This is a genomic window from Streptomyces sp. NPDC046308 (assembly GCF_055588065.1).
In genome coordinates this window covers 582,928-603,047 of record NZ_JBVJFB010000003.1, presented here as the reverse complement: position 1 = coordinate 603,047, position 20,120 = coordinate 582,928, and the positions used below count along the sequence as shown (strand labels likewise).

Below are 20,120 nucleotides of genomic sequence, written 5' to 3'. Positions count from 1 at the left end.
CATTGCAGCCCCACCTCCTCCGGCCGGTCCCCCGTGGGGGAGGTCCTGTCTCCGGGGTGCCAGGCATGCTTCGGCATGCGGCCCCGAACAGCTGTCAACACTATCAGCCGACGGATGGTCAAGACCCGCCCTTTACCCGCCTGATACGAGTTCTATGCTCGCTCCATGGCAGAAATTCTGGCCCTCGTCGAGGCCCGGCTGCGCACCGCGTTCGGTGAACCCGACGCCCGCGCCGCCGTCACCTTCCTGGGCACCGACCGCATCGAGGTACTCCGTTTCGCCGAGGGCGACCTCGTGCGGTACGCGACCCTCGGGATGTCCGCGCACCCGATGACCGATCCGACCGCCGTGGTCGCCGACCCCGTACGGGGCCCGCGCGCCGAGCTCGTGCTGACCGTACGGGCAGGGCTGGCGCCCACCGACAAACTGCTCAGGCCGCTCGCGGTGCTGGCCGCGTCCCCGCAGGTCGAGGGGCTCGTCGTGGCTCCCGGGGCCTCGCTGGACGTGGGCGGTCCGCTGTGGGACGGGGCGCCCTTCACCTCCGTCCTCGTGGCGGAACCCGGCGGTCTGGTGGAGGACCTCGAGCTCGACGAGCCCATGGATCCCGTGCAGTTCCTGCCCCTGCTCCCCATGACGGCGAACGAGGCCGCGTGGAAACGCGTGCACGGGGCGGCCGCCCTCCAGGAACGCTGGCTCGCGCGCGGGACGGACCTGCGGGACCCTTTGCGTACCGCCGTCGCGCTGGACTGACGGCCCGGACGGGTGACCGCGCCTTGACTGGCGGCCGGGCGGGGAGGAGCGTGGCTTCCTATGAGGGGTGAACCAAGTTGCCCGAAGTGCGGTGGCCGGGTCAGGGCGCCCGGACTCTTCTCCGACTCCTGGCAATGTGCGCTGCACGGCGCCGTCCACCCCCTCCAACCCGTCATCCCGCCCAGTGTCGAAGGCCTGGGCGTCGTGGCGCACCGGTCCCGGGTGCCGGTGTGGATGCCGTGGCCGCTGCCGGTGGGGTGGCTGTTCACCGGGATCGCGTCCGCCGGTGACGACCGCAGCGGCGGCCGGGCGACGGCCGTGGCCTGTTCGGGCCCCGGGCCGCTGGGCGGCATCGGCGAGCTGGTGCTCGTCGCCGAGGAACTGGGCGTCGGACTCGGGGCGCGGTACGCGGGCATCGACGGACCCGACCCCGGCTCCCACATCGACGTCTCGTCACCGCCGCACGCCAAGGTCGTCGCCGCGGGCCGCCCGGCCCCCCTGTGGCACCTGAACGGAGCCCCCGACGACCGGGCCGTCTTCGCGGGGGAGGCGAGGGGCCTGTGGCTCTGGGCCATCGTCTGGCCGGAGCAGTCCGGCCTCCTCATGTACGACGAGCTCGTCCTCACCGACCTCCGCGACGCGGGAGCGGAGGTCGAGCTCCTTCCTTGCGGGGCCCTGAGCCCGCGCATCCTGGGCCCGGCCTAGGGGGCAGGGGCGCCCCGTCCGCCCGGTTATCCTGGAGTGTCCCCCACCCGTCCGTACGACCTCTGGAGCTCGGCTGTGCGCATCGACCTGCACGCGCACTCCACGGCATCCGACGGTACGGACACCCCCGCCGAGCTGGTGCGCAACGCCGCCGCCGCGGGCCTGGACGTGGTGGCGCTGACCGACCACGACACCGTGGGCGGATACGGGGAGGCCCTCGCGGCCCTTCCCGCCGGACTGACCCTCGTGACCGGGGCCGAGCTGTCCTGCCGGCTCGACGGGATCGGCGTGCACATGCTCGCGTACCTCTTCGACCCCGAGGAGCCCGAGCTGGCCCGCGAGCGGGAGCTCGTCAGGGACGACCGCACCCCCCGCGCCCGGACCATGGTCGACAAGCTGCGGGCGCTCGGCGTCGACGTCACCTGGGAGCAGGTGGCGCGGATCGCCGGCGAGGGCTCGGTCGGGCGGCCGCACGTCGCCACCGCCCTGGTCGAGCTGGGTGTCGTGCCCACCGTCTCGGACGCCTTCACGCCCGACTGGCTCGCCGACGGCGGCCGCGCGTACGCCGAGAAGCACGAACTCGACCCCTTCGACGCCATCCGCCTGGTCAAGGCGGCCGGCGGCGTCACCGTCTTCGCGCACCCCGCCGCCGTCAAGCGCGGCCGGTGCGTGCCCGAGTCCGCGATAGCCGAGCTGGCGGCCGCGGGCCTGGACGGCATCGAGGTGGACCACATGGACCACGACGCCGGCACCCGTGCGCGGCTGCGCGGTCTGGCGGCCGACCTCGGACTGCTGACCACCGGGTCCAGCGACTACCACGGCAGCCGCAAAACCTGCCGCCTCGGGGAGTACACGACCGACCCCGAGATCTACGGCGAGATCACGCGCCGCGCGACCGGGGCCTTCCCCGTGCCCGGCGCCGGCGGACGCGGGCGCTGACCGGCCCCTCCCGGCCCGCTCCACCCGTCCCCGCTTCTTTTCGCGACACCCCTCTCTCCTGCAAGGCATCACTGTGTTTGATTTCGCCGTCTTCGGATCCCTTTTTCTCACCCTTTTTGTGATTATGGACCCCCCGGGGATCACGCCGATCTTCCTCGCCCTGACCTCCGGCCGCCCCGTCAAGGTGCAGCGCCGGATGGCCTGGCAGGCCGTGTGCGTGGCCTTCGGTGTCATCGCCGTCTTCGGCATCTGCGGTCAGCAGATCCTCGACTACCTGCACGTCTCCGTTCCGGCGCTGATGATCGCCGGTGGTCTGCTGCTCCTGCTCATCGCGCTCGACCTGCTCACCGGCAAGACCGACGAGCCGAAGCAGACCAAGGACGTGAACGTGGCCCTGGTGCCGCTGGGCATGCCGCTGCTCGCCGGGCCCGGTGCGATCGTGTCCGTGATCCTGGCCGTGCAGAAGGCGGAAGGGGCCGTCGGCCAGGTCTCCGTCTGGGCCGCGATCATCGCCATGCACGTCGTGCTGTGGATCACCATGCGCTACTCGCTGGTGATCATCCGGGTCATCAAGGACGGCGGCGTCGTCCTCGTGACGCGGCTCGCCGGCATGATGCTCTCGGCGATCGCCGTCCAGCAGATCATCAACGGCGTGCTCCAGGTCGTACACGGCGCCTGAACCGACCGCCCCGCGCATGCGAACGCCCCCGCACCGGACCGGTGCGGGGGCGCGAACGTCGTCGTGCGGGCGTCAGAGGGACGCGCTCTCGGCCGGTCGGATCAGAATGCGCTGGCCGACGGCCGCGGCGTGCTGCACGATCCGGTTGACGGAGGCCGCGTCCACGACGGTGCTGTCCACGGCGGATCCGTCGACGTCGTCCAGGCGCAGAATCTCGAAGCGCATGGGGCTTCTCCCTTCGTCGGTGTTCTCCTTGCAGAGGGTTCAACGAAGTGTAGGCCGCAATCATTCCCTACGCTAAGGAAATTTTTTCACTGGCTAAGTACTAGGGGGCGCAGGCGTCCCAGAAGGCGGCCAGCGCGGCGGCCGTGACGGCCGGATCCTCGGCGTTCGGGGAGTGCCCCGTCCCGGGGACGACCACCCGCTCGGCGCCCAGGCGGCGGGCCATCTCGTCCAGCAGCGGGACCGGCCACGCGTCGTCGACGGCCCCTGACAGGACCAGCTTCGGCAGCCCGGTCCGGCCCAGCTCCGCCACCCGGTCGGGCTCGGAGATCAGCACCCGGCCCGTGACGATCAACTGCTCGGGAACGGTCGCCACCCACCGCCCCCGCAGGAACTCCGCCAGCTCGGCGGAGTCCGCGGCCGCGTCCTGCGGGTCGTAGGCACGCATCGCCGCCCAGACCGCGGGCATGTCCCCGCCCATCGCCTCCAGCGCCGCCACCAGCAGCTTCGTACGCGCCTGCTGCTCCTCGGTGATCGCGGCGGGGCCGCTGCTCAGCAGGGTCAGCGAGGCGAAGGGCGTGGGGTCGCGCAGCACCGCGGCGCGCGAGATCAGCCCGCCGAGCGAGTGCCCGACCAGGTGCACGCGGTCCGAACCCAGGGCCCGGACCTGCGCGAGCACGTCCCGAGCCAGCTCCTCCAGGGCGTACGGCGCCTCCTCGCGCGGGCCCGGGCTCTCGTACTGACCGCGTCCGTCGACGGCGACCACCCGGTACCCGGCGGCGGCCAGCGGCTCCAGGAGGCCGATGAAGTCCTCCTTGCTGCCCGTGAAACCGGGCACCAGCAGGGCGGTGCCGCGGACGGGCTCACCGGCCTCGTGCACGGCGAAGGTGCCGCGATCGGTGGTGAGGAGGTACGCACGGGCGGCGGCGGGCAGGGTCAGGCGCGGCGGCTTGCTCATGGGCCAGAGGTTACCGGCCCGTAGATTCCCGGCGCAGCCTCGCCCGGGCCGCGCCGGGTACGCCGACGGCCCCGGCTCCCTCGGAAGGGGGACGGGGCCGTCGGCGTAGTGCTCGGGTGCCTACGCCTCCGGGGCGGCCGCGACCTTGCGGGTGCGGGTGCGCTTCGGCTTGACCGGCGCCTCCTCGGCCACGGCGGCGGCCTCGGCGACCGGAGCGGCCTCGGCGACCTTGCGCGCACGGGTCCGCTTCGGCTTGGCCGGAGCCTCCTCCGCCACGGCCACCGCGCCGGCCTCGGCCGGAGCGGCCTCGGCGACCTTGCGGGTGCGGGTGCGCTTCGGCTTGACCGGCGCCTCCTCGGCCACGACGGGGGCCTCGGCGACCGGGGTCACCGGGGCGGCAGCGACCTTGCGGGTGCGCCGCGCCTTGACCGGCTCGACGGGCGGGGCCATCTGGAAGTCCGGCTCGGGGGCACTCGCCACGATCTTGCGCGGGCGGCGGGCCCGGACGGGCGCGGGCTCGACGGGCGCGGCCATCTGGAAGTCCGGCTCCGGGGCGCTCTCCTCGACCTTGCGGGTGCGGGCGCGCCGCGGCTTGACCGGGGCCTCCTCGGCGACCGGGGTCACCGCGGCCACGGGAGCCTCGACCACGGCGGCCGGAGCCGCCTCCACGACCTGAGCGCTCTCCACGGCCTGGGCCGGCACCGCGCCCACACGGGTGCGGCGGCGGCGCGGCCGGCGCGGCTCGTCGGCGGCCGGAGCGACCGGCGCGTCCACCACGGGGGTGACGGCGGCGGCCTCGGCGCCCTCGGCGAGCTCCGCACCGCCACGGGTGCGGCGGCGCTGACGCGGCGTACGGGTGCGCGCGGGGCGCTCCTCGGTCACCACGGCGGCAGCGGCCGGACCGGAACGCCCGCCACGGCCACCGCGGCCGCCGGTCTCGCCCAGGTCTTCCAGGTTCTCGGCCTTCAGGCCGGCCCGCGTGCGCTCGGCGCGCGGCAGGATGCCCTTGGTGCCGGCCGGGATGTTCAGCTGCTCGAACAGGTGCGGGGACGTGGAGTACGTCTCCACCGGCTCGTGGAAGTCCAGCTCCAGCGCCTTGTTGATCAGCTGCCAGCGCGGGATGTCGTCCCAGTCGACCAGGGTGACGGCGATGCCCTTGTTGCCCGCGCGGCCGGTGCGGCCCACGCGGTGCAGGAAGGTCTTCTCGTCCTCCGGCGTCTGGTAGTTGATGACGTGGGTCACACCCTCGACGTCGATGCCGCGCGCGGCGACGTCGGTGCACACCAGCACGTCGACCTTGCCGTTGCGGAACGCGCGCAGCGCCTGCTCGCGCGCACCCTGGCCCAGGTCGCCGTGGACGGCGCCCGAGGCGAAGCCGCGCTTCTCCAGCTGCTCGGCGATGTCGGCCGCCGTGCGCTTGGTACGGCAGAAGATCATGGCCAGGCCACGGCCCTCGGCCTGCAGGATGCGGGAGACGAGCTCCGGCTTGTCCATGTTGTGCGCGCGGAAGACGTGCTGCGCGATGTTGGCGACGGTCGCGCCCTCGCCGTCCTCGGAGACGGCGCGGATGTGCGTGGGCTGCGTCATGTACCGGCGGGCGAGGCCGATGACCGCGCCCGGCATGGTCGCCGAGAACAGCATCGTCTGCCGCTTCGCCGGCAGGTAGTTCATGATCTTCTCGACGTCGGGCAGGAAGCCCAGGTCGAGCATCTCGTCGGCCTCGTCCAGGACGAGCGCCTTGACGTGCGACAGGTCCAGCTTCCGCTGGCCGGCCAGGTCGAGCAGGCGGCCCGGGGTGCCGACGATCACGTCGACGCCCTTGTTGAGCGCCTCGACCTGGGGCTCGTACGCGCGGCCGCCGTATATGGCGAGGACGCGGACGTTGCGGACCTTGCCCGCGGTCAGGAGGTCGTTGGTGACCTGGGTGCACAGCTCGCGGGTCGGAACCACCACGAGGGCCTGCGGAGCGTTGGTCAGCTGCTCGGGCTTGGCCCGGCCCGCCTCCACGTCCGCGGGGACGACGACCCGCTCCAGCAGGGGAAGGCCGAAACCGAGCGTCTTGCCGGTGCCGGTCTTGGCCTGGCCGATGACGTCCGTGCCGGAAAGGGCGACGGGAAGGGTCATCTCCTGGATCGGGAAGGGGGACACGATGCCGACGGCCTCAAGGGCCTCGGCCGTCTCGGGAAAGATCCCGAGGTCTCGGAACGTAGTCAGGGTGCTGCCTCTTCTGTGAGACGCGGCGCGAGGCGGCGAGGGGGGTCGTACCGTGCTGTGCTTGCAGTACTGCTACGTACGAAGCTGCGCGGGACCACTAGCCTTCGCTCAGGCGCATCGGCCGCTGAGGGGGCCCCTCGTGGGAGGCGGTACGCATGAACGTACGCACCACACCGAGGGCGGTCGGTTGGAGCCGATCGGGCCACCGACCGGGCATCCTCATTGGGACGGCCCGCCGAGTATTCGGCAGGCGCATTACCACTGTACCCCGGAATCGCGCAGCTGTGTCGGGTGAATTCACCGGGTAGACGCGTTTAGCTGGACAGCCGGTCAACCGGCATGGTGCCTTGGAGGGCCATTCGGCGGGCTATTGTGCGGAGCATGTCGACCGTAGAAAACGCCTCGCCCGCCGACGACAGCGCACCCGACGAAGCCGTCGGCATCGCTTCCCAGGACTGGGCGACCGCCTCTGCCTCGCCGCAGTACCGGGCCGCCGTCGTGGACCTGCTCGGCGCGCTCGCGTACGGAGAGCTCGCGGCCTTCGAGCGCCTCGCGGAGGACGCGAAGCTCGCGCCCACCCTGGACGACAAGGCCGAGCTCGCCGCGATGGCCTCCGCCGAGTTCCACCACTTCGAGCGGCTGCGGGACCGGCTCACGGCCATCGAGGTCGAGCCCACCGCCGCCATGCAGCCCTTCGCCAAGGGCGTCGACGACTTCCACCGCCAGACCGCACCCTCGGACTGGCTGGAAGGCCTGGTCAAGGCGTACGTCGGCGACTCCATCGCCAGCGACTTCTACCGCGAGGTCGCCTCCCACCTGGACACCGACACCCGCGCGCTCGTGCTCGGCGTGCTCGACGACACCGGCCACGGCAACTTCGCCGTCGAGAAGGTGCGCGCCGCGATCGAGGCGGACCCGCGCTGCGGCGGCCGGCTCGCGCTGTGGGCCCGCCGGCTGATGGGCGAGGCCCTCTCGCAGGCGCAGCGCGTGGTCGCCGAGCGTGACGCCCTCTCGACCATGCTGGTCGGCGGCGTCGACGGAATGGCGGCCGGCTTCGACCTGGCGGCCGTCGGCGAGATGTTCACCCGGATCACCAAGGCGCACACCAAGCGGATGGCGGCCCTCGGCCTCGCCGCCTGACCCGTCGCCCCCACCCGCTCCACAGGGCCCCGCAGGGCTTCGTACGCCGGCCCCGGCGCGCATCGTGCGCGCCGGGGCCGGCCTACGTCCGTCGGGAGATCCTCGGACCCTCAGGGATCAGCCTTGCGACGGGAGTGAAAACGGAGTCCTGCGGGCGGGCCTGCGCGGCCCGGAGGCCGGACGGAGCAGCAGGGACAGGACCACGGCCGACACGAGCACCCCGCCGACGAAGGTCGCGGTCAGGGTGTTGTGCCCGGGACCCAGCGCGAAGTGGGTGAGATACGCCCCGAACAGCGCCCCCAGCACACCGCTGACCAGCACCACTCTCGGGGACGGAAGTCGGCGTGCGAGCACTCGGGCGGCTGTTGCGGACAGGGCGAGGCCCAACAGAGCGGAGCCGAGCACTTCCATCAGCAGCATGAGGTCTCTCCCATACGTCAGGGCAAACCGGGTCACTGCGGTCCTACCCGAAGCGGAAGAAAGGGAAACGGCCCGGTGGAGGCAACCACCGGGCCGTTCGCGACAGTTCTCAGAGCGCGCCGAAGCCGACCTTGCGCACGCTCGGCTCACCCAGGTCGACGTACGACAGGCGGTCGGACGGCACCAGGACCTTGCGGCCCTTGTTGTCGGTGAGGCTCAGCAGCGGCTCGTTGCCGGACAGCGCCGCGGTGACGATGCTCTCCAGCTCCTCGGCGCTCAGGTCGCTCTCCAGCACGATCTCCCGGGGTGCGTGCTGCACGCCGATCTTGACCTCCACGGCTTTGTCCCTCCGACGATCCGGTTCGCGCGATCAGCCGCGCCGTACGCGGTCCACATTAGCCCGGTGAGGGGATGGGGGCCGCGCGGAACGGACACGCTGGCAGCGAACAACGGCAGGTGCGGGCCACGGGCCCGCCGGCTCAGCCCAGGTCGGCGGTCGGCTCGGCGCCGTGCAGCGGGAAGCCGGCGATACCGCGCCAGGCGAGCGAGGTCAGCAGGCCGACCGCCGTGTCACGGGCGACCGGGCTCTCGCTGGACAGCCAGTAGCGGGCCACGACCTGCGAGACCCCGCCCAGGCCCACGGCCAGCAGCATCGACTCGTCCCGGGACAGGCCGGTGTCCTCGGCGATGACCTCGCAGATGGCCTCGGCGCACTGGAGCGAGACGCGGTCCACGCGCTCGCGCACCGCCGGCTCGTTCGTCAGGTCGGACTCGAAGACCAGCCGGAAGGCGCCGCCCTCCTCCTCCACGTACGCGAAGTACGCGTCCATCGTCGCGGCCACGCGCAGCTTGTTGTCCGTCGTCGACGCGAGCGCCGTGCGCACGGCCAGCAACAGCGCCTCGCAGTGCTGGTCCAGCAGCGCCAGGTACAGGTCCAGCTTTCCGGGGAAGTGCTGGTACAGCACCGGCTTGCTCACTCCGGCACGCTCGGCGATGTCGTCCATCGCCGCCGCGTGGTAGCCCTGCGCGACGAAAACCTCCTGCGCCGCGCCCAGGAGCTGGTTGCGTCGGGCTCGGCGCGGCAGTCGCGTGCCCCGCGGACGCGCTGCCTCGGTCTGCTCGATGGCTGTCACGCCGCCTCCCACTTTCTCTAAGAACACAGTGCGCTCTGCGCCGCGCCCGCCATCGTACTTTTCGGTAACCGAATCTGGAGGGTCCAAGCCGACTTTTCTCGCGGTACGGACGACCCGGAGGCGCTGGTCAGCGGTCGGTCGGGGCCGGTCAGCGGTAGTCGTCCTCGTCGAGCGGCACCACCCGCGCCTGCTCGGCCGCGTCCCCGTCCGCGGCCTCGCCCACCTCCGCCCCGGTCATCGGGTCGTCCTCGTCCGGCCGGAGGTCGGCCTGCTGCTCCGCCACATCCGCCTCGGGCGCCTCAGGATCGAGGGTCTCCGGGAACGGCTCCCGGAAGGTGTCCGGCTCCACAGGGTCGACAGTCATGCCGCTCCCCTCGCTTCCTTGCTCTCACCTATGAGCCTAGGAGGATCGGGGATGCACCGCTATGCGGATCCGTATCCGCATGTGTCTGTGACCGCGAACACAGGAAGTGGAGCGTGATCGTCTCGTAACATTGCCCGCATGTCTTCGACCGAGCTGCCGGGCGTACGGTCCACCGCCGAGCCGGCCTCCCTCGCGGGAGCCGTCCGGGTGGCCGAGGGAGAGCAGCTGCGCACCGCCGCGCTGCCCGGGCTGGAACTGGCCGTGCGGGTGCGCCCGCCCCTGCGCACGGGGCTGCCGCCCGCGCTCTTCGTACACGGACTGGGCGGTTCCTCGCAGAACTGGTCGGACCTCATGGCGCAGCTGGCCGACACCGTCGACGGCGAGGCCCTGGACCTGCCCGGATTCGGCTGGTCCCCGCCGCCCGCCGACCGCGACTACTCCGTCACCGCGTTCGCCCGCGCCGTCATCCGCCACCTCGACGCCGCCGGGCGCGGTCCCGTCCACCTGTTCGGGAACTCCCTGGGCGGCGCCGTCTCCACCCGGGTCGCGGCCGTCCGGCCCGACCTCGTGCGCACCCTCACGCTGGTCTCGCCCGCCCTGCCCGAACTGCGCGTGCAGAAGTCGGCCGTGCCGACCGCACTGCTCGCCGTACCGGGGGTGGCGGGGCTCTTCAGCCGGTTGACGCGGGGCCTCAGCGCCGAGCAGCGCACCCGGGGGGTGACGGACCTCTGTTACGGAGACCCCTCCCGGGTGACACCCGAGGGGTTCCGCCACGCCGTGGAGGAGATGGAGCGGCGGATGGCCCTGCCGTACTTCTGGGAGGCGATGACCCGCTCCTCGCGCGGCATCGTCGACGCCTACACCCTCGGCGGCCAGCACGGGCTGTGGCGCCAGGCGCAGCGGGTTCTCGCGCCGTCCCTGCTGGTCTACGGTGGCCGGGACCAACTGGTCTCGTACCGTATGGCGCACAAGGCCGCCGCCGCCTTCCGGGGTTCGCGGCTGCTGAGCCTGCCCGAGGCCGGGCACGTGGCGATGATGGAGTACCCCGAGGTGGTCGCCGCCGCCTTCCGGGAGCTGCTGCACGACACGGGCACGGGCGAGGGCGAGACCGACCGGGATACCGAAGACGGCAGAGGCTGAGGACCGTGGGACGACATAGTCGCAAGGGCCCGAGCCCGGCCCCGGCTCCTGCCGCGGCCCCCGCTCCCGCCCCGCCGCAGGCGGAGTACGAGCCGTGGCCGTACGAGGAACCGGCCGCCGCGCAGTGGCCCGAACCCACGGTGAACCACCAGGGGTACGTCTCCCAGGACCCGCCGTTCACCGGCGCCAGGTCCGGGGGCCACCCCCAGCAGTACGAGCCCGGCGGCGCCTGGGGGGCCCGCCCCGACTCCGTGTACGGGGACTGGCACGGGGTCCCGCGCCCCCGCCGCGCCACCGGCGGCACGGCCCCGGCGGCGCCCGCCGCGGGCGCGGCCCTCATGGACTCCGACACCCCGGCCTTCGGCACCCCCGCGGTGGGCTTCCCCCAGGTGGTCCTGGAGCAGCCGGCCCCGGCACCTGCCCGGGCCCCCTTCCCGTTCCCGGCTCCCGAGTCCGACCCCGTCACCTCCACGGGCTCGCACCGCCGCGTGCCCGGGCCGCGCGCACCGGTCGATCCGGTCGAACCGCTCGAACCGCTCGAGGAGCCGTCCGGCTCCGGCCGCGGCCACAAGGTCCGTACCTACACCGGCATGGCCGCCGCGGCCGTCACCACCGTCCTCGCCGTCGTCGTCGCGGGGCAGCTGATCGCGGACGGCGACGGCCCCAAGACCGGTACCGCGGCCGCCCCCGGCAAAGGCCGGTCCGACACGGCCGCCTCCCGCTCGGACGGCCGCCCCACGCCGGACGCGGCGGCGGCCGCGCCCGCGGCGCCCTCCGCCGCACCCCCGCCGGAGCTGACGTACGAGCAGCAGATGGCCCAGCAGCTGCCGATCGACGCGAAGCTCACCGGCCCCGGCACCTTCGACACCGTGCCCGGAGTGGCCAAGGCCCCCGGGAAGGGCCGGCTCGTGCGCTACCGCGTCGACGTCGAGCAGGGTCTCGGCCTGGACCCGCAGCTGTTCGCCGAGGCGGTACAGCGCACCCTCAACGACCCCCGCAGCTGGGCCCACGGGGGCACGATGACCTTCGAGCGGGTGCCGGGCGGCGAGGCCGACTTCGTGATCACACTGGCCAGCCCCGGGACCACCGGTGTCTGGTGCGCCAAGTCCGACCTCGACACCACCGTCGACAACGTCTCCTGCGACTCCGCGTCGACCTCCCGGGTCATGATCAACGCCTTCCGCTGGGCACAGGGCTCCGCGACCTACGGTCCGGACCAGATGTTCGCCTACCGCCAGATGCTCATCAACCACGAGGTCGGCCACCGGCTCGGACACGGGCACGTGAACTGCCAGACCCCGGGCGCCCTCGCGCCGATCATGCAGCAGCAGACGAAGTCCCTCGACATCGGCGGAATCGAGTGCAAGGCGAACCCCTGGGTGTACCCGGGGAATTGACGTCGCCAGGCGGTGGAGCCGCGGGGAGCCGCGTTGACAATCCGTCCGATCATCGGCGATGGTTCTCCGCATGTCGCAGCACCACACCATGACCGCGAGCGCCGCCATCGAGCTGGCGCTGCTTGGTGTGACCGCGCACAGCGTGGCCGACATCCTCTGTCGCTGACGCTCGCCTGAAGCGCCGCGACCCTTTCCTCGTATTTCGCCGCGCCCGGGTGTACGCATGCCCGCGGGCGCGGCTCTTTTCGTCATCGGTGATCCCTTTCCGGCGCCGATCGCTGCCCCCGGCGTGGCCTTCTCCCGCTCCACCTCCTTTTCCTCCTTCACGCCGAGAGGTCCTTTTCCGATGTTGCGTCAGTCCCACATATCGCGCCGCGTGGCCGCGGTCGCCGTCAGCCTCGTACTGGCCGGGGGCGCCGCCGCCTGCGGGCCCAAGGACGGCGCGGACAAGGCCGGTTCGGCCGACAAGCCGGGCGCCGCCGGGGGTGCGCCGCAGAAGGGCGGCACCCTGACCGTCCTCAACTCCGAGCCGCAGAGCGACTTCGACCCGGCCCGCCTCTACACCTCGGGCGGCGGAAACGTTCCCTCGCTGGTGTTCCGCACGCTGACCACCCGCAACCGCGAAGCCGGGGCGGCCGGCACCAAGGTCGTGCCCGACCTGGCCACCGACACCGGCAGGCCCAACGCCGACGCCACCGAGTGGACGTACACGCTCAAGGACGGGCTGAAGTACGAGGACGGCTCCCCGATCACCACCGCCGACATCAAGTACGGCATCGAGCGGTCCTTCGCCGGCGAGCTGTCGGGCGGCGCCCCCTACCTGCGCGACTGGCTGGTCGGCGGGGAGACGTACGAGGGCCCCTACAAGGACGGCGGCAAGGGCCTCGACTCGATCGTCGTGCCCGACGCGAAGACGATCGTCTTCAAACTGCGCAAGCCCGAGGGCGAGTTCCCCTTCGTCGCCACCCAGACGCAGTTCGCACCCGTCCCCAAGGGCAAGGACACCGGGGTCAAGTACGAGGAGCACCCCGTCTCCTCCGGCCCGTACAAGGTCGTCAAGAACGACAACGACGGCGAGCACCTCACCCTGGAGCGCAACGAGCACTGGGACGAGAAGACCGACGAGGAGCGCAAGGCCTACCCGGACAAGATCGACGTCCGCTCCGGGCTGGACTCCGCCGTCATCAACCAGCGCCTGTCCACCAGCTCCGGCCCCGACGCGGCGGCCATCACCACCGACACCAACCTCGGGCCCGCCGAACTCGCGCAGATCGGCAGCAACAAGGAGCTGGAGGGACGCATCGGCACCGGTCACTTCGGCTACGTCAACTACCTGGCCTTCAACCCGAAGGTGGCCCCCTTCGACAACCCGAAGGTGCGCCAGGCCGTCTCCTACGCCATCAACCGCACCAGCGTGATCAACGCCGCCGGCGGCTCCGCGCTCGCCGAGCCCGCCACCACCTTCCTGCCCGAGCGCGAGGCCTTCGGCTTCACCCCGTACGACCACTTCCCCGCGGGCAAGACCGGCGACCCGGCCAAGGCCAGGCAGCTGCTGGCGGAGGCGGGCTTCCCCGACGGCCTCACCGTCACCCTGACCCACTCCACCGCGCAGAACCGCCAGACCAGCCCCGAGGTCGCCACCGCCGTCCAGCAGTCCCTCGCCGCCGCCGGCATCACCGTCAAGCTGGAGGGGCTGGAGAACAACGCCTTCAACGAGAAGCGCTGGGACGCCAAGAACACCCCCGGCTTCTTCCTCTCCCGCTGGGGCGCCGACTGGCCCTCCGGCGGCCCCTTCCTCGCCCCGATCTTCGACGGCCGGCAGATCGTCACCAACGGCTCCAACTACAACCACGCGCAGCTGAACGACCCGGCGGTCAACGCCGAGATCGACGAGATCGCCAAGCTGACCGACCTCGCGGCGGCCGGCAAGCGCTGGGGCGCCCTCGACAAGAAGATCGGCGAGCAGGCCCTCGACGTGCCGCTCTTCCACCCGGTCTACAAGCGGCTCGTCGGCAAGGACGTCAAGAACGTCGTGATCAGCGACTGGACGGGCGTCCTCGACATCTCGCAGGTCTCCGTCAAGTGACCGTCGCCGCCGAACGAGCGGTGCCCGCGCCCGGGATCGTCACCCCGGGCGCGGGCACCGTCCGCCAGATCGGGCGGCGCCTGCGCCGCCGCCCCGCGGCCCTCGCGGCCGCCGGCGTCCTCGCCCTGCTCGTCGTGGTCGCCCTCACCGCGCCCCTGCTCGCCCAGCTCACCGGCCAGGACCCGAACGCCTACCACGACGACCTCGTCGACTCCGCGCGCGGCGGCGTCCCGTACGGCTCCTTCGGCGGGATCTCGGCGGACCACTGGCTCGGCGTCGAACCGGGCACCGGCCGCGACCTGTTCACCCGGCTCGCCTACGGCGCCCGGGTCTCGCTGCTCGTCGCCCTCGGCGCCACCGCCGTACAGACCGCCGTCGGAGTGGCCGCCGGGCTCGCCGCCGCACTCGGCAACCGCTTCGTGGGACAGCTCATCGGCCGGTTCACCGATGTGATGATCGCCCTGCCCATGCTGGTGCTCGGCATCGCCCTCACCGCCGTCGTCCCGCCCGACTTCCCCCGGCCGCTCCTGCTGATCCTGATCATCGGACTGCTCGACTGGGGCGGCATCGCCCGGATGGTGCGCGCCCAGACCCTCGCCCTGCGCGGCCTGGACTTCGTCGACGCCGCCCGGCTCTCCGGCAACAGCACGCTGCGCATCGCCCGCCGCGAACTGCTGCCCTCGCTGGCCGCGCCCGTCATCACCTACGCCGCGATCAAGGTCCCCACCGCCATGGTGGCCGAGGCCTCGCTGTCCTTCCTCGGCGTCGGCGTGAAACCACCCACCCCCTCGTGGGGACAGATGCTGTCCAGCGCCCAGACCTGGTTCCGCGCCGACCCCGCCTACGTCCTGCTCCCCGCCGGGCTGCTCTTCGTCACCGTGCTCGCCTTCACCGTGCTCGGCGACGCCGTCCGCACGGCCCTCGACCCGCGCGAAGGCTCCCGCCTGCGGGTCGGCACCAGAAAGGAGCGCGAGCAGTGACCCGCTTCGTACTCAAACGGACCGGCGGCGCACTGCTCGTGCTCCTCACCCTGTCCGTCCTCATCTACGCCCTCTTCTACCTCGCCCCCGGCGACCCCGCCCGGCTCGCCTGCGGGGAGCGCTGCAACCCGGCGCAGATCGCCCAGGTGCGCGAACAGCTCGGACTGAACGAGTCGGCGCTCACCCAGTACCTGCACTTCCTCCAGGGACTGCTCGTGGGCCGCGACTACTCCGGCGGCGCCGGACTCGTCCTGCACTGCGACGCGCCCTGCCTGGGATTCTCGTACCAGAACGACCAGCAGGTCACCGAGCTCATCCTGGAACGGCTGCCCGCCACCCTCTCCCTCGCGCTCGGCGCGCTGGTGATCTGGCTGGTGGTCGGCGTCGGCACCGGACTGCTGTCCGCGCTGCGCCGCGGCGGCATCACCGAACGGGCCCTGACCGTCCTCACGCTCGCCGGGACCGGCACCCCCGTCTTCATCCTGGGCCTGCTGCTGCTCATGAGCGTCTGCGCCTACCTCCAGTGGCTGCCCTTCCCGACGTACGTGCCGCTGACCGAGGACCCCGAGCAGTGGGCCTGGAACCTGCTCCTGCCGTGGGTGACGCTCGGCCTCTTCGAAAGCGCCAAGTACGCCCGTCTGACCCGCAGTTCGACCCTGGAGACACTCGCCGAGGACCACATCCGCACCTTCCGCGCCTACGGCGTGGGGGAGCGGGCCGTCGTCACCCGGCACGCGGTGCGCGGCGCCGTGGCCCCCGTGATCGCGCTCAGCGCCGTGGACTTCGGCACGATGATCGGCGGCGCCGTGCTGACCGAGTCGCTGTTCGGGATCCCCGGCCTCGGCAAGACCCTCATCGACGGGGTGCGGGTCGTGGACCTGCCCGTCGTCGTCGGCGTCGTCCTCGCCATCGGCACGGCCGTGGTCCTCGCCGGCGCCATCGCCGACCTGCTGTACGCCGCCGCGGACCGAAGGGTGACCCTCGCATGACGGAACCACTGGTGGAGGTCGACGGCCTCGTGGTCGACTTCCCGGTCGGCGGCGCGGGGGAGTACGTACGGGCCGTGGACGCGCTCTCCTTCACCCTCGACGCGGGACGCGCCCTGGGCATCGTCGGCGAATCCGGCAGCGGCAAGTCCACCGTGGCCGCGGCCCTGCTGGGACTGCACCGCGGCACCGGCGCACGGCTGACCGGCACCGTCCGGGTGGGCGGCACCGACGTGGCCGCGGCCCCGGCCGCCGAGCTGCGCCGGCTGCGGGGCGGGACCGCCGCGATGGTCTTCCAGGACCCGCTGAGCTCCCTCGACCCGTACTACGCCATCGGCGACCAGATAGCCGAGGTGTACCGGGTCCACGCCGACGTCACCCGGCGGGCCGCGCGGGCGCGGGCCGTCGAGGTGCTGGACCGGGTCGGCATCCCGGACGCGGTACGCCGCTCCCGCGCGCGGCCGCACGAGTTCAGCGGCGGCATGCGGCAGCGGGCCCTCATCGCGATGGCGCTGGCCTGCGAGCCGCGGCTGCTGATCGCCGACGAGCCGACCACCGCGCTGGACGTCACCGTCCAGGCGCAGATCCTGGACCTGCTGCACGGGCTGCGGGAGGAGCGGGGGCTCGGGCTGCTGCTGGTCACCCACGACGTCGGGGTGGCGGCGGAGAGCGTGGACGACCTGCTGGTCATGCGGGGTGGCTCCGCCGTGGAGCGGGGGGCGGTGGGGGCGGTGCTCTCCGCGCCCGCCGACCCGTACACCAAGGCCTTGCTGGCGGCGGTGCCGAGGCTGGACGGGCCGCGGGCCTCCCGGGCGCTGCCCGGACCCGCGCCTCAAGCGCCGGCGGGGCTGAAAGATCGGGGCTCCGCCCCGGACCCCGCGCCTCAATCGCCGGCGGGGCTCAGAGGTCGGGGCTCTGCCCTGGACCCCTCGCCTCAAGCGCCGGCGGGGCTGGAGGTGGCGGCCAGGGTGGCCGCGGCGGAGCCCGTGGTCGAAGTCTTCGGGCTGCGGCGGGAGTTCGGGCGGGGGAAGCGGCGGGTCGTGGCCGTGGACGGGGTGTCGCTGGCCGTGCGGCCCGGGGAGACGCTGGGGATCGTGGGGGAGAGCGGCAGCGGCAAGAGCACGCTCGGACGGATGCTCGTCGGGCTGCTGGAGCCCAGTTCCGGGCAGGTGCGCCGGGACGGCGCCGAGGCCGTCGGGGTCACGGACGGCGTGCAGATGGTGTTCCAGGACCCGGTGTCCTCACTCAACCCGCGCCGCTCCGTCGGCGAGTCCATCGCCGACCCGCTGCGCGCGGCCGGGGAGCGGGACGAGGCGGCCGTGCGCGCCCGGGTCGGGGAGCTGCTGCTGCGCGTCGGGCTGGAGCCGGGGCACTACGACCGCTACCCGCACGAGTTCAGCGGCGGCCAGCGCCAGCGGGTCGGCATCGCCCGGGCCCTGGCGCCCCGCCCCCGGCTGATCGTCTGCGACGAGCCGGTCTCCGCCCTCGACGTGACCACGCAGGCGCAGGTCACCGCCCTGCTGGCGGAGCTCCAGCGGGAGCTCGGCATCGCCCTGGTCTTCATCGCGCACGACCTGGCGGTGGTGCGGCAGGTCAGCGACCGGGTGGCCGTCATGCGGGCCGGCGAGGTCGTGGAGGAGGGCCCGGTGGACGAGGTCTACGACCGCCCGGCCCACGCGTACACCCGTCGGCTGCTGGCCGCCGTCCCGGCACTGGATCCCGTACTGGCCGCCGAGCGCCGCACCTCGCGACAGGAGGCCTTCGCCTAGTGCTGTGGCCGGGAAGGTTTGCCGGGCGTCGCGAGCCGGAGAACCTGTCCGGTCACAGCACCAGGTCCTGTCCGCCCGGCCAAGGCCCGGGAGCCAGGCCGTACTTCTGCCGTACTTCTAGCGTGCTCGAACGCGAACCGTACGGGAAAGTTACGACTCTTCACCCCTTCCGGTGGCGCGACGGACAACCGTCCGTCGCGCCTTCGGCATATCCGCTTGAGTTCTCCCGCGGCGGGTCGCCTGACCGACGGCGACCGCCTGAACGGGAGATCGGGGGTGCCACTCGTGCGGATCGGACTGGTCACGGAAGGTGGTTATCCGTATGCCACGGGAGAGGCGAGGCTGTGGTGCGACCGGCTCGTGCGCGGGCTCCCGCAGCACGAGTTCGAGCTCTACGCACTGAGCCGCACCGCCGAGCAGGAACGCGCACGGGTCCCGCTGCCCGAGCACGTCACCAGCGTCCGGACGGCCCCCCTGTGGGCCCCCGCCGACGACGGGCGCAGCTACTCCCGGCGCGAGCGCCGGCGGTTCGGCGAGTGCTTCCGGGAGCTGGTCCGGGGGATCTGCGCCGGCGCGCCCGACCCCTTCGCCTCCGGGCTGTACGGACTCGCCGAACTCGCCCGCGAACAGGGCGGGCTGTACGCGGCACTGCGCTCCGAGTCCGCGGTGCGCGCGCTGGAGTCCGCCTGCCGGGCGCCGGGCGCGAGCGGCACCGTACGGGCGGCGCAGGTGACCGACCTGCTCCGGTTCGTGGACGAACTGGAGCGACTGCTGCGGCCGTTGTCGCTCGACTGGTACGAGGACCGCGGCGGCCTCGGCGCGGCCGACATCTGCCACGCCGCGGCGGGCGGGGTGGCGGCCCTCCCGGGCCTGCTGGCCAAACGCTTCTGCGGAGTCCCGCTGCTGGTGACCGAGTACGGCGTCCAGCTCCGGGCCCACTACCTGGCCCAGCTCGACGCACGGCGCGAGCCGGCCGACCGCCCCGCCGTACGGGCCCTGCTCGCCGCCTTCCACCTGCGGCTGGCCGTCGAGATCTACGCCCGCGCCGACTTCCTGACCCCGGGCAACGCGCACGCCCGGCGCTGGCAGGAGAAGTGCGGGGCCACCCGCGAACGGCTGCGCACCGTCTACCCGGGAATGGAGGCGGACCGATTCGCCTCCGTCGGGGAGGCCGCGGACTGCGGGGACCCCGACACGCTCGTGTGGGTCGGCCGGATAGAGCCCGCCAAGGACCTCATCGCGCTGCTGCACGCCTTCGCCGAGGTCCGCCGGGCCGCGCCCGACACCCGGCTGCGGATCTTCGCCACGGCCGCGGCCCCCGGCTACCTCGCCGACTGCCGCTCGCTGGCCGCCCAGCTCTTCCCCGACGAGGCCGCCGACGCGGTCACGGTCGGGGAGAACCCCGTCACCTTCGAGGAGATCGGCGGGCCCGACGCGCCGTCCCCGGCCGAGGCGTACGGCGCCGGGCGCGTCGTCGTGCTGTCCTCCGTCATCGAGGGCTTCCCGGTGACCCTGGCCGAGGCGATGTTCTCCGGCCGGGCCACCGTGTCCACCGACGTGGGCGCGGTGTTCGAGGTCATCGGCGGCACCGGGCTCGTCGTGCCGCCGCGCAACCCGCGGGCGCTGGCCGACGCCTGCCTGTCGCTGCTGCGCGATCCCGAGCGGGCGCAGCGGCTCGGCGCCGCCGCGCGGGCGCGGGCGCTTGAGCTCTTCACCGTCGAGCAGAACGTGGCGGCCTTCCAGGAGATCTACCTGCGGCTGCTGGCTAAGGGCTCCGCCCGGCCGGCCGGGGAGGTCCCCTTCGCCCGGCCCCCGGAGGCGCACGTCCCGGGCCACTGGACCAGCCCGACCTGGGCCCAGCCCCTCCCGGACCCGAGCTCGGAGGCCGCCGTATGACCCCCGTCGACCCGCAGACCGCAGCCCTGCCGACAGCACCCCCGGCCGGGGGTCTCGGAGCCCCGCTCGCGCCGAATCCGGCCTTGCCGTCGGCGCTTCCGGCGCGGGATCTCGCAGGCTTGGCCGCGCCGAGATCAGCCTCGCCGGCCGCGCCTTCGGCCGGGGGTCTCGGAGCCTCGCTCGCGCCGAATCCGGCGTTGCCGTCGGCGCTTCCGGCGCGGGATCTCGGAGGCTTGGCCGGTCCGGAATCAGCCCCGCCGGGGGGTGGGGGGGGGGGGGGGGGGGGGGGGGGGGGGGGGGGGGGGGGGGGGGGGGGGGGGGGGGGGGGGGGGGGGGGAGGTA

Annotated in this window: 20 protein-coding genes; 13 read left to right on the top strand and 7 right to left on the bottom strand. The window is 73.1% G+C overall.

Going from position 1 to position 20,120, the window contains the following annotated elements; genetic code table 11:
• The first annotated feature begins 165 nt into the window (after positions 1–165).
• The 4 genes from ACZ6JT_RS16535 to ACZ6JT_RS16520 all read left to right on the top strand — a co-directional run bounded on the left by ACZ6JT_RS16535 (position 166) and on the right by ACZ6JT_RS16520 (position 3,073).
• Positions 166–750: a suppressor of fused domain protein gene (locus ACZ6JT_RS16535; protein WP_469210429.1), complete on the top strand. Its 585-nt coding sequence runs from the start codon at positions 166–168 to the stop codon at positions 748–750.
• A 60-nt stretch (positions 751–810) separates the two neighbouring features.
• Positions 811–1,455, top strand: coding sequence for a DUF6758 family protein (locus tag ACZ6JT_RS16530; protein WP_469210427.1), 645 nt, complete (start codon positions 811–813; stop codon positions 1,453–1,455).
• 75 nt (positions 1,456–1,530) lie between these two features.
• On the top strand, positions 1,531–2,394 hold the full coding sequence (locus tag ACZ6JT_RS16525; RefSeq protein WP_469210425.1) for a PHP domain-containing protein: 864 nt from the start codon (positions 1,531–1,533) through the stop codon (positions 2,392–2,394).
• Positions 2,395–2,467: 73 nt separating this feature from the next.
• Entirely contained in the window at positions 2,468–3,073 is a 606-nt protein-coding gene (locus ACZ6JT_RS16520; RefSeq protein ID WP_469210423.1) for a MarC family protein, read from the top strand.
• A 72-nt stretch (positions 3,074–3,145) separates the two neighbouring features.
• Here the strand turns inward: ACZ6JT_RS16520 and ACZ6JT_RS16515 are convergent, their stop codons facing one another.
• The 3 genes from ACZ6JT_RS16515 to ACZ6JT_RS16505 form a co-directional block, all read right to left on the bottom strand.
• Complete coding sequence (locus ACZ6JT_RS16515; RefSeq protein WP_469210421.1) at positions 3,146–3,298, bottom strand: hypothetical protein; 153 nt, start codon at positions 3,296–3,298, stop codon at positions 3,146–3,148.
• 100 nt (positions 3,299–3,398) lie between these two features.
• Entirely contained in the window at positions 3,399–4,253 is an 855-nt protein-coding gene (locus tag ACZ6JT_RS16510; protein ID WP_469210419.1) for an alpha/beta fold hydrolase, read from the bottom strand.
• Between the two features lie 120 nt (positions 4,254–4,373).
• Positions 4,374–6,377, bottom strand: a complete 2,004-nt coding sequence (locus ACZ6JT_RS16505; RefSeq protein ID WP_469210418.1) for a DEAD/DEAH box helicase — start codon at positions 6,375–6,377, stop codon at positions 4,374–4,376.
• Positions 6,378–6,848: 471 nt separating this feature from the next.
• Here ACZ6JT_RS16505 and ACZ6JT_RS16500 point away from each other — a divergent pair, with 471 nt between their 5' ends.
• Entirely contained in the window at positions 6,849–7,607 is a 759-nt protein-coding gene (locus ACZ6JT_RS16500) for a ferritin-like fold-containing protein (RefSeq protein WP_030709997.1), read from the top strand.
• Between the two features lie 117 nt (positions 7,608–7,724).
• On the opposite strand, the gene ACZ6JT_RS16495 is transcribed toward ACZ6JT_RS16500, so the two are convergent.
• The 4 genes from ACZ6JT_RS16495 to ACZ6JT_RS16480 form a co-directional block, all read right to left on the bottom strand.
• The gene (locus tag ACZ6JT_RS16495; protein ID WP_365474904.1) at positions 7,725–8,027 is read right to left on the bottom strand and encodes a hypothetical protein; all 303 of its coding nucleotides are present in this window, start codon (positions 8,025–8,027) and stop codon (positions 7,725–7,727) included.
• A 109-nt stretch (positions 8,028–8,136) separates the two neighbouring features.
• Entirely contained in the window at positions 8,137–8,364 is a 228-nt protein-coding gene (locus ACZ6JT_RS16490) for a DUF3107 domain-containing protein (protein WP_030709995.1), read from the bottom strand.
• Positions 8,365–8,506: 142 nt separating this feature from the next.
• Positions 8,507–9,160, bottom strand: coding sequence for a TetR/AcrR family transcriptional regulator (locus ACZ6JT_RS16485; RefSeq protein WP_469210415.1), 654 nt, complete (start codon positions 9,158–9,160; stop codon positions 8,507–8,509).
• 148 nt (positions 9,161–9,308) lie between these two features.
• Entirely contained in the window at positions 9,309–9,524 is a 216-nt protein-coding gene (locus ACZ6JT_RS16480) for a hypothetical protein (RefSeq protein WP_469210413.1), read from the bottom strand.
• A 138-nt stretch (positions 9,525–9,662) separates the two neighbouring features.
• Here ACZ6JT_RS16480 and ACZ6JT_RS16475 point away from each other — a divergent pair, with 138 nt between their 5' ends.
• The 8 genes from ACZ6JT_RS16475 to ACZ6JT_RS16440 all read left to right on the top strand — a co-directional run bounded on the left by ACZ6JT_RS16475 (position 9,663) and on the right by ACZ6JT_RS16440 (position 19,778).
• Positions 9,663–10,664, top strand: a complete 1,002-nt coding sequence (locus tag ACZ6JT_RS16475; protein ID WP_469210412.1) for an alpha/beta fold hydrolase — start codon at positions 9,663–9,665, stop codon at positions 10,662–10,664.
• A 5-nt stretch (positions 10,665–10,669) separates the two neighbouring features.
• Positions 10,670–12,061, top strand: a complete 1,392-nt coding sequence (locus ACZ6JT_RS16470) for a DUF3152 domain-containing protein (RefSeq protein ID WP_469210410.1) — start codon at positions 10,670–10,672, stop codon at positions 12,059–12,061.
• Between the two features lie 70 nt (positions 12,062–12,131).
• Positions 12,132–12,227 carry an Ms4533A family Cys-rich leader peptide gene (locus tag ACZ6JT_RS16465; RefSeq protein WP_351301183.1) on the top strand — a complete coding sequence of 32 codons (96 nt, stop codon included), beginning with the start codon at positions 12,132–12,134 and terminating at the stop codon, positions 12,225–12,227.
• A gap of 180 nt (positions 12,228–12,407) precedes the next feature.
• The gene (locus ACZ6JT_RS16460; RefSeq protein WP_469210407.1) at positions 12,408–14,147 is read left to right on the top strand and encodes an ABC transporter substrate-binding protein; all 1,740 of its coding nucleotides are present in this window, start codon (positions 12,408–12,410) and stop codon (positions 14,145–14,147) included.
• Positions 14,144–15,127, top strand: coding sequence for an ABC transporter permease (locus ACZ6JT_RS16455; RefSeq protein ID WP_469210405.1), 984 nt, complete (start codon positions 14,144–14,146; stop codon positions 15,125–15,127). The genes ACZ6JT_RS16460 and ACZ6JT_RS16455 overlap by 4 nt, the downstream gene beginning before the upstream one ends.
• Positions 15,124–16,116 carry an ABC transporter permease gene (locus ACZ6JT_RS16450; protein ID WP_030709987.1) on the top strand — a complete coding sequence of 331 codons (993 nt, stop codon included), beginning with the start codon at positions 15,124–15,126 and terminating at the stop codon, positions 16,114–16,116. Before ACZ6JT_RS16455 ends, ACZ6JT_RS16450 begins: the two co-directional genes overlap by 4 nt.
• Positions 16,113–17,882: a dipeptide ABC transporter ATP-binding protein gene (locus ACZ6JT_RS16445; protein ID WP_469210403.1), complete on the top strand. Its 1,770-nt coding sequence runs from the start codon at positions 16,113–16,115 to the stop codon at positions 17,880–17,882. The genes ACZ6JT_RS16450 and ACZ6JT_RS16445 overlap by 4 nt, the downstream gene beginning before the upstream one ends.
• Positions 17,883–18,167: 285 nt before the next feature.
• Complete coding sequence (locus ACZ6JT_RS16440; RefSeq protein WP_469210401.1) at positions 18,168–19,778, top strand: DUF3492 domain-containing protein; 1,611 nt, start codon at positions 18,168–18,170, stop codon at positions 19,776–19,778.
• The last annotated feature ends 342 nt before the right edge of the window (positions 19,779–20,120 follow it).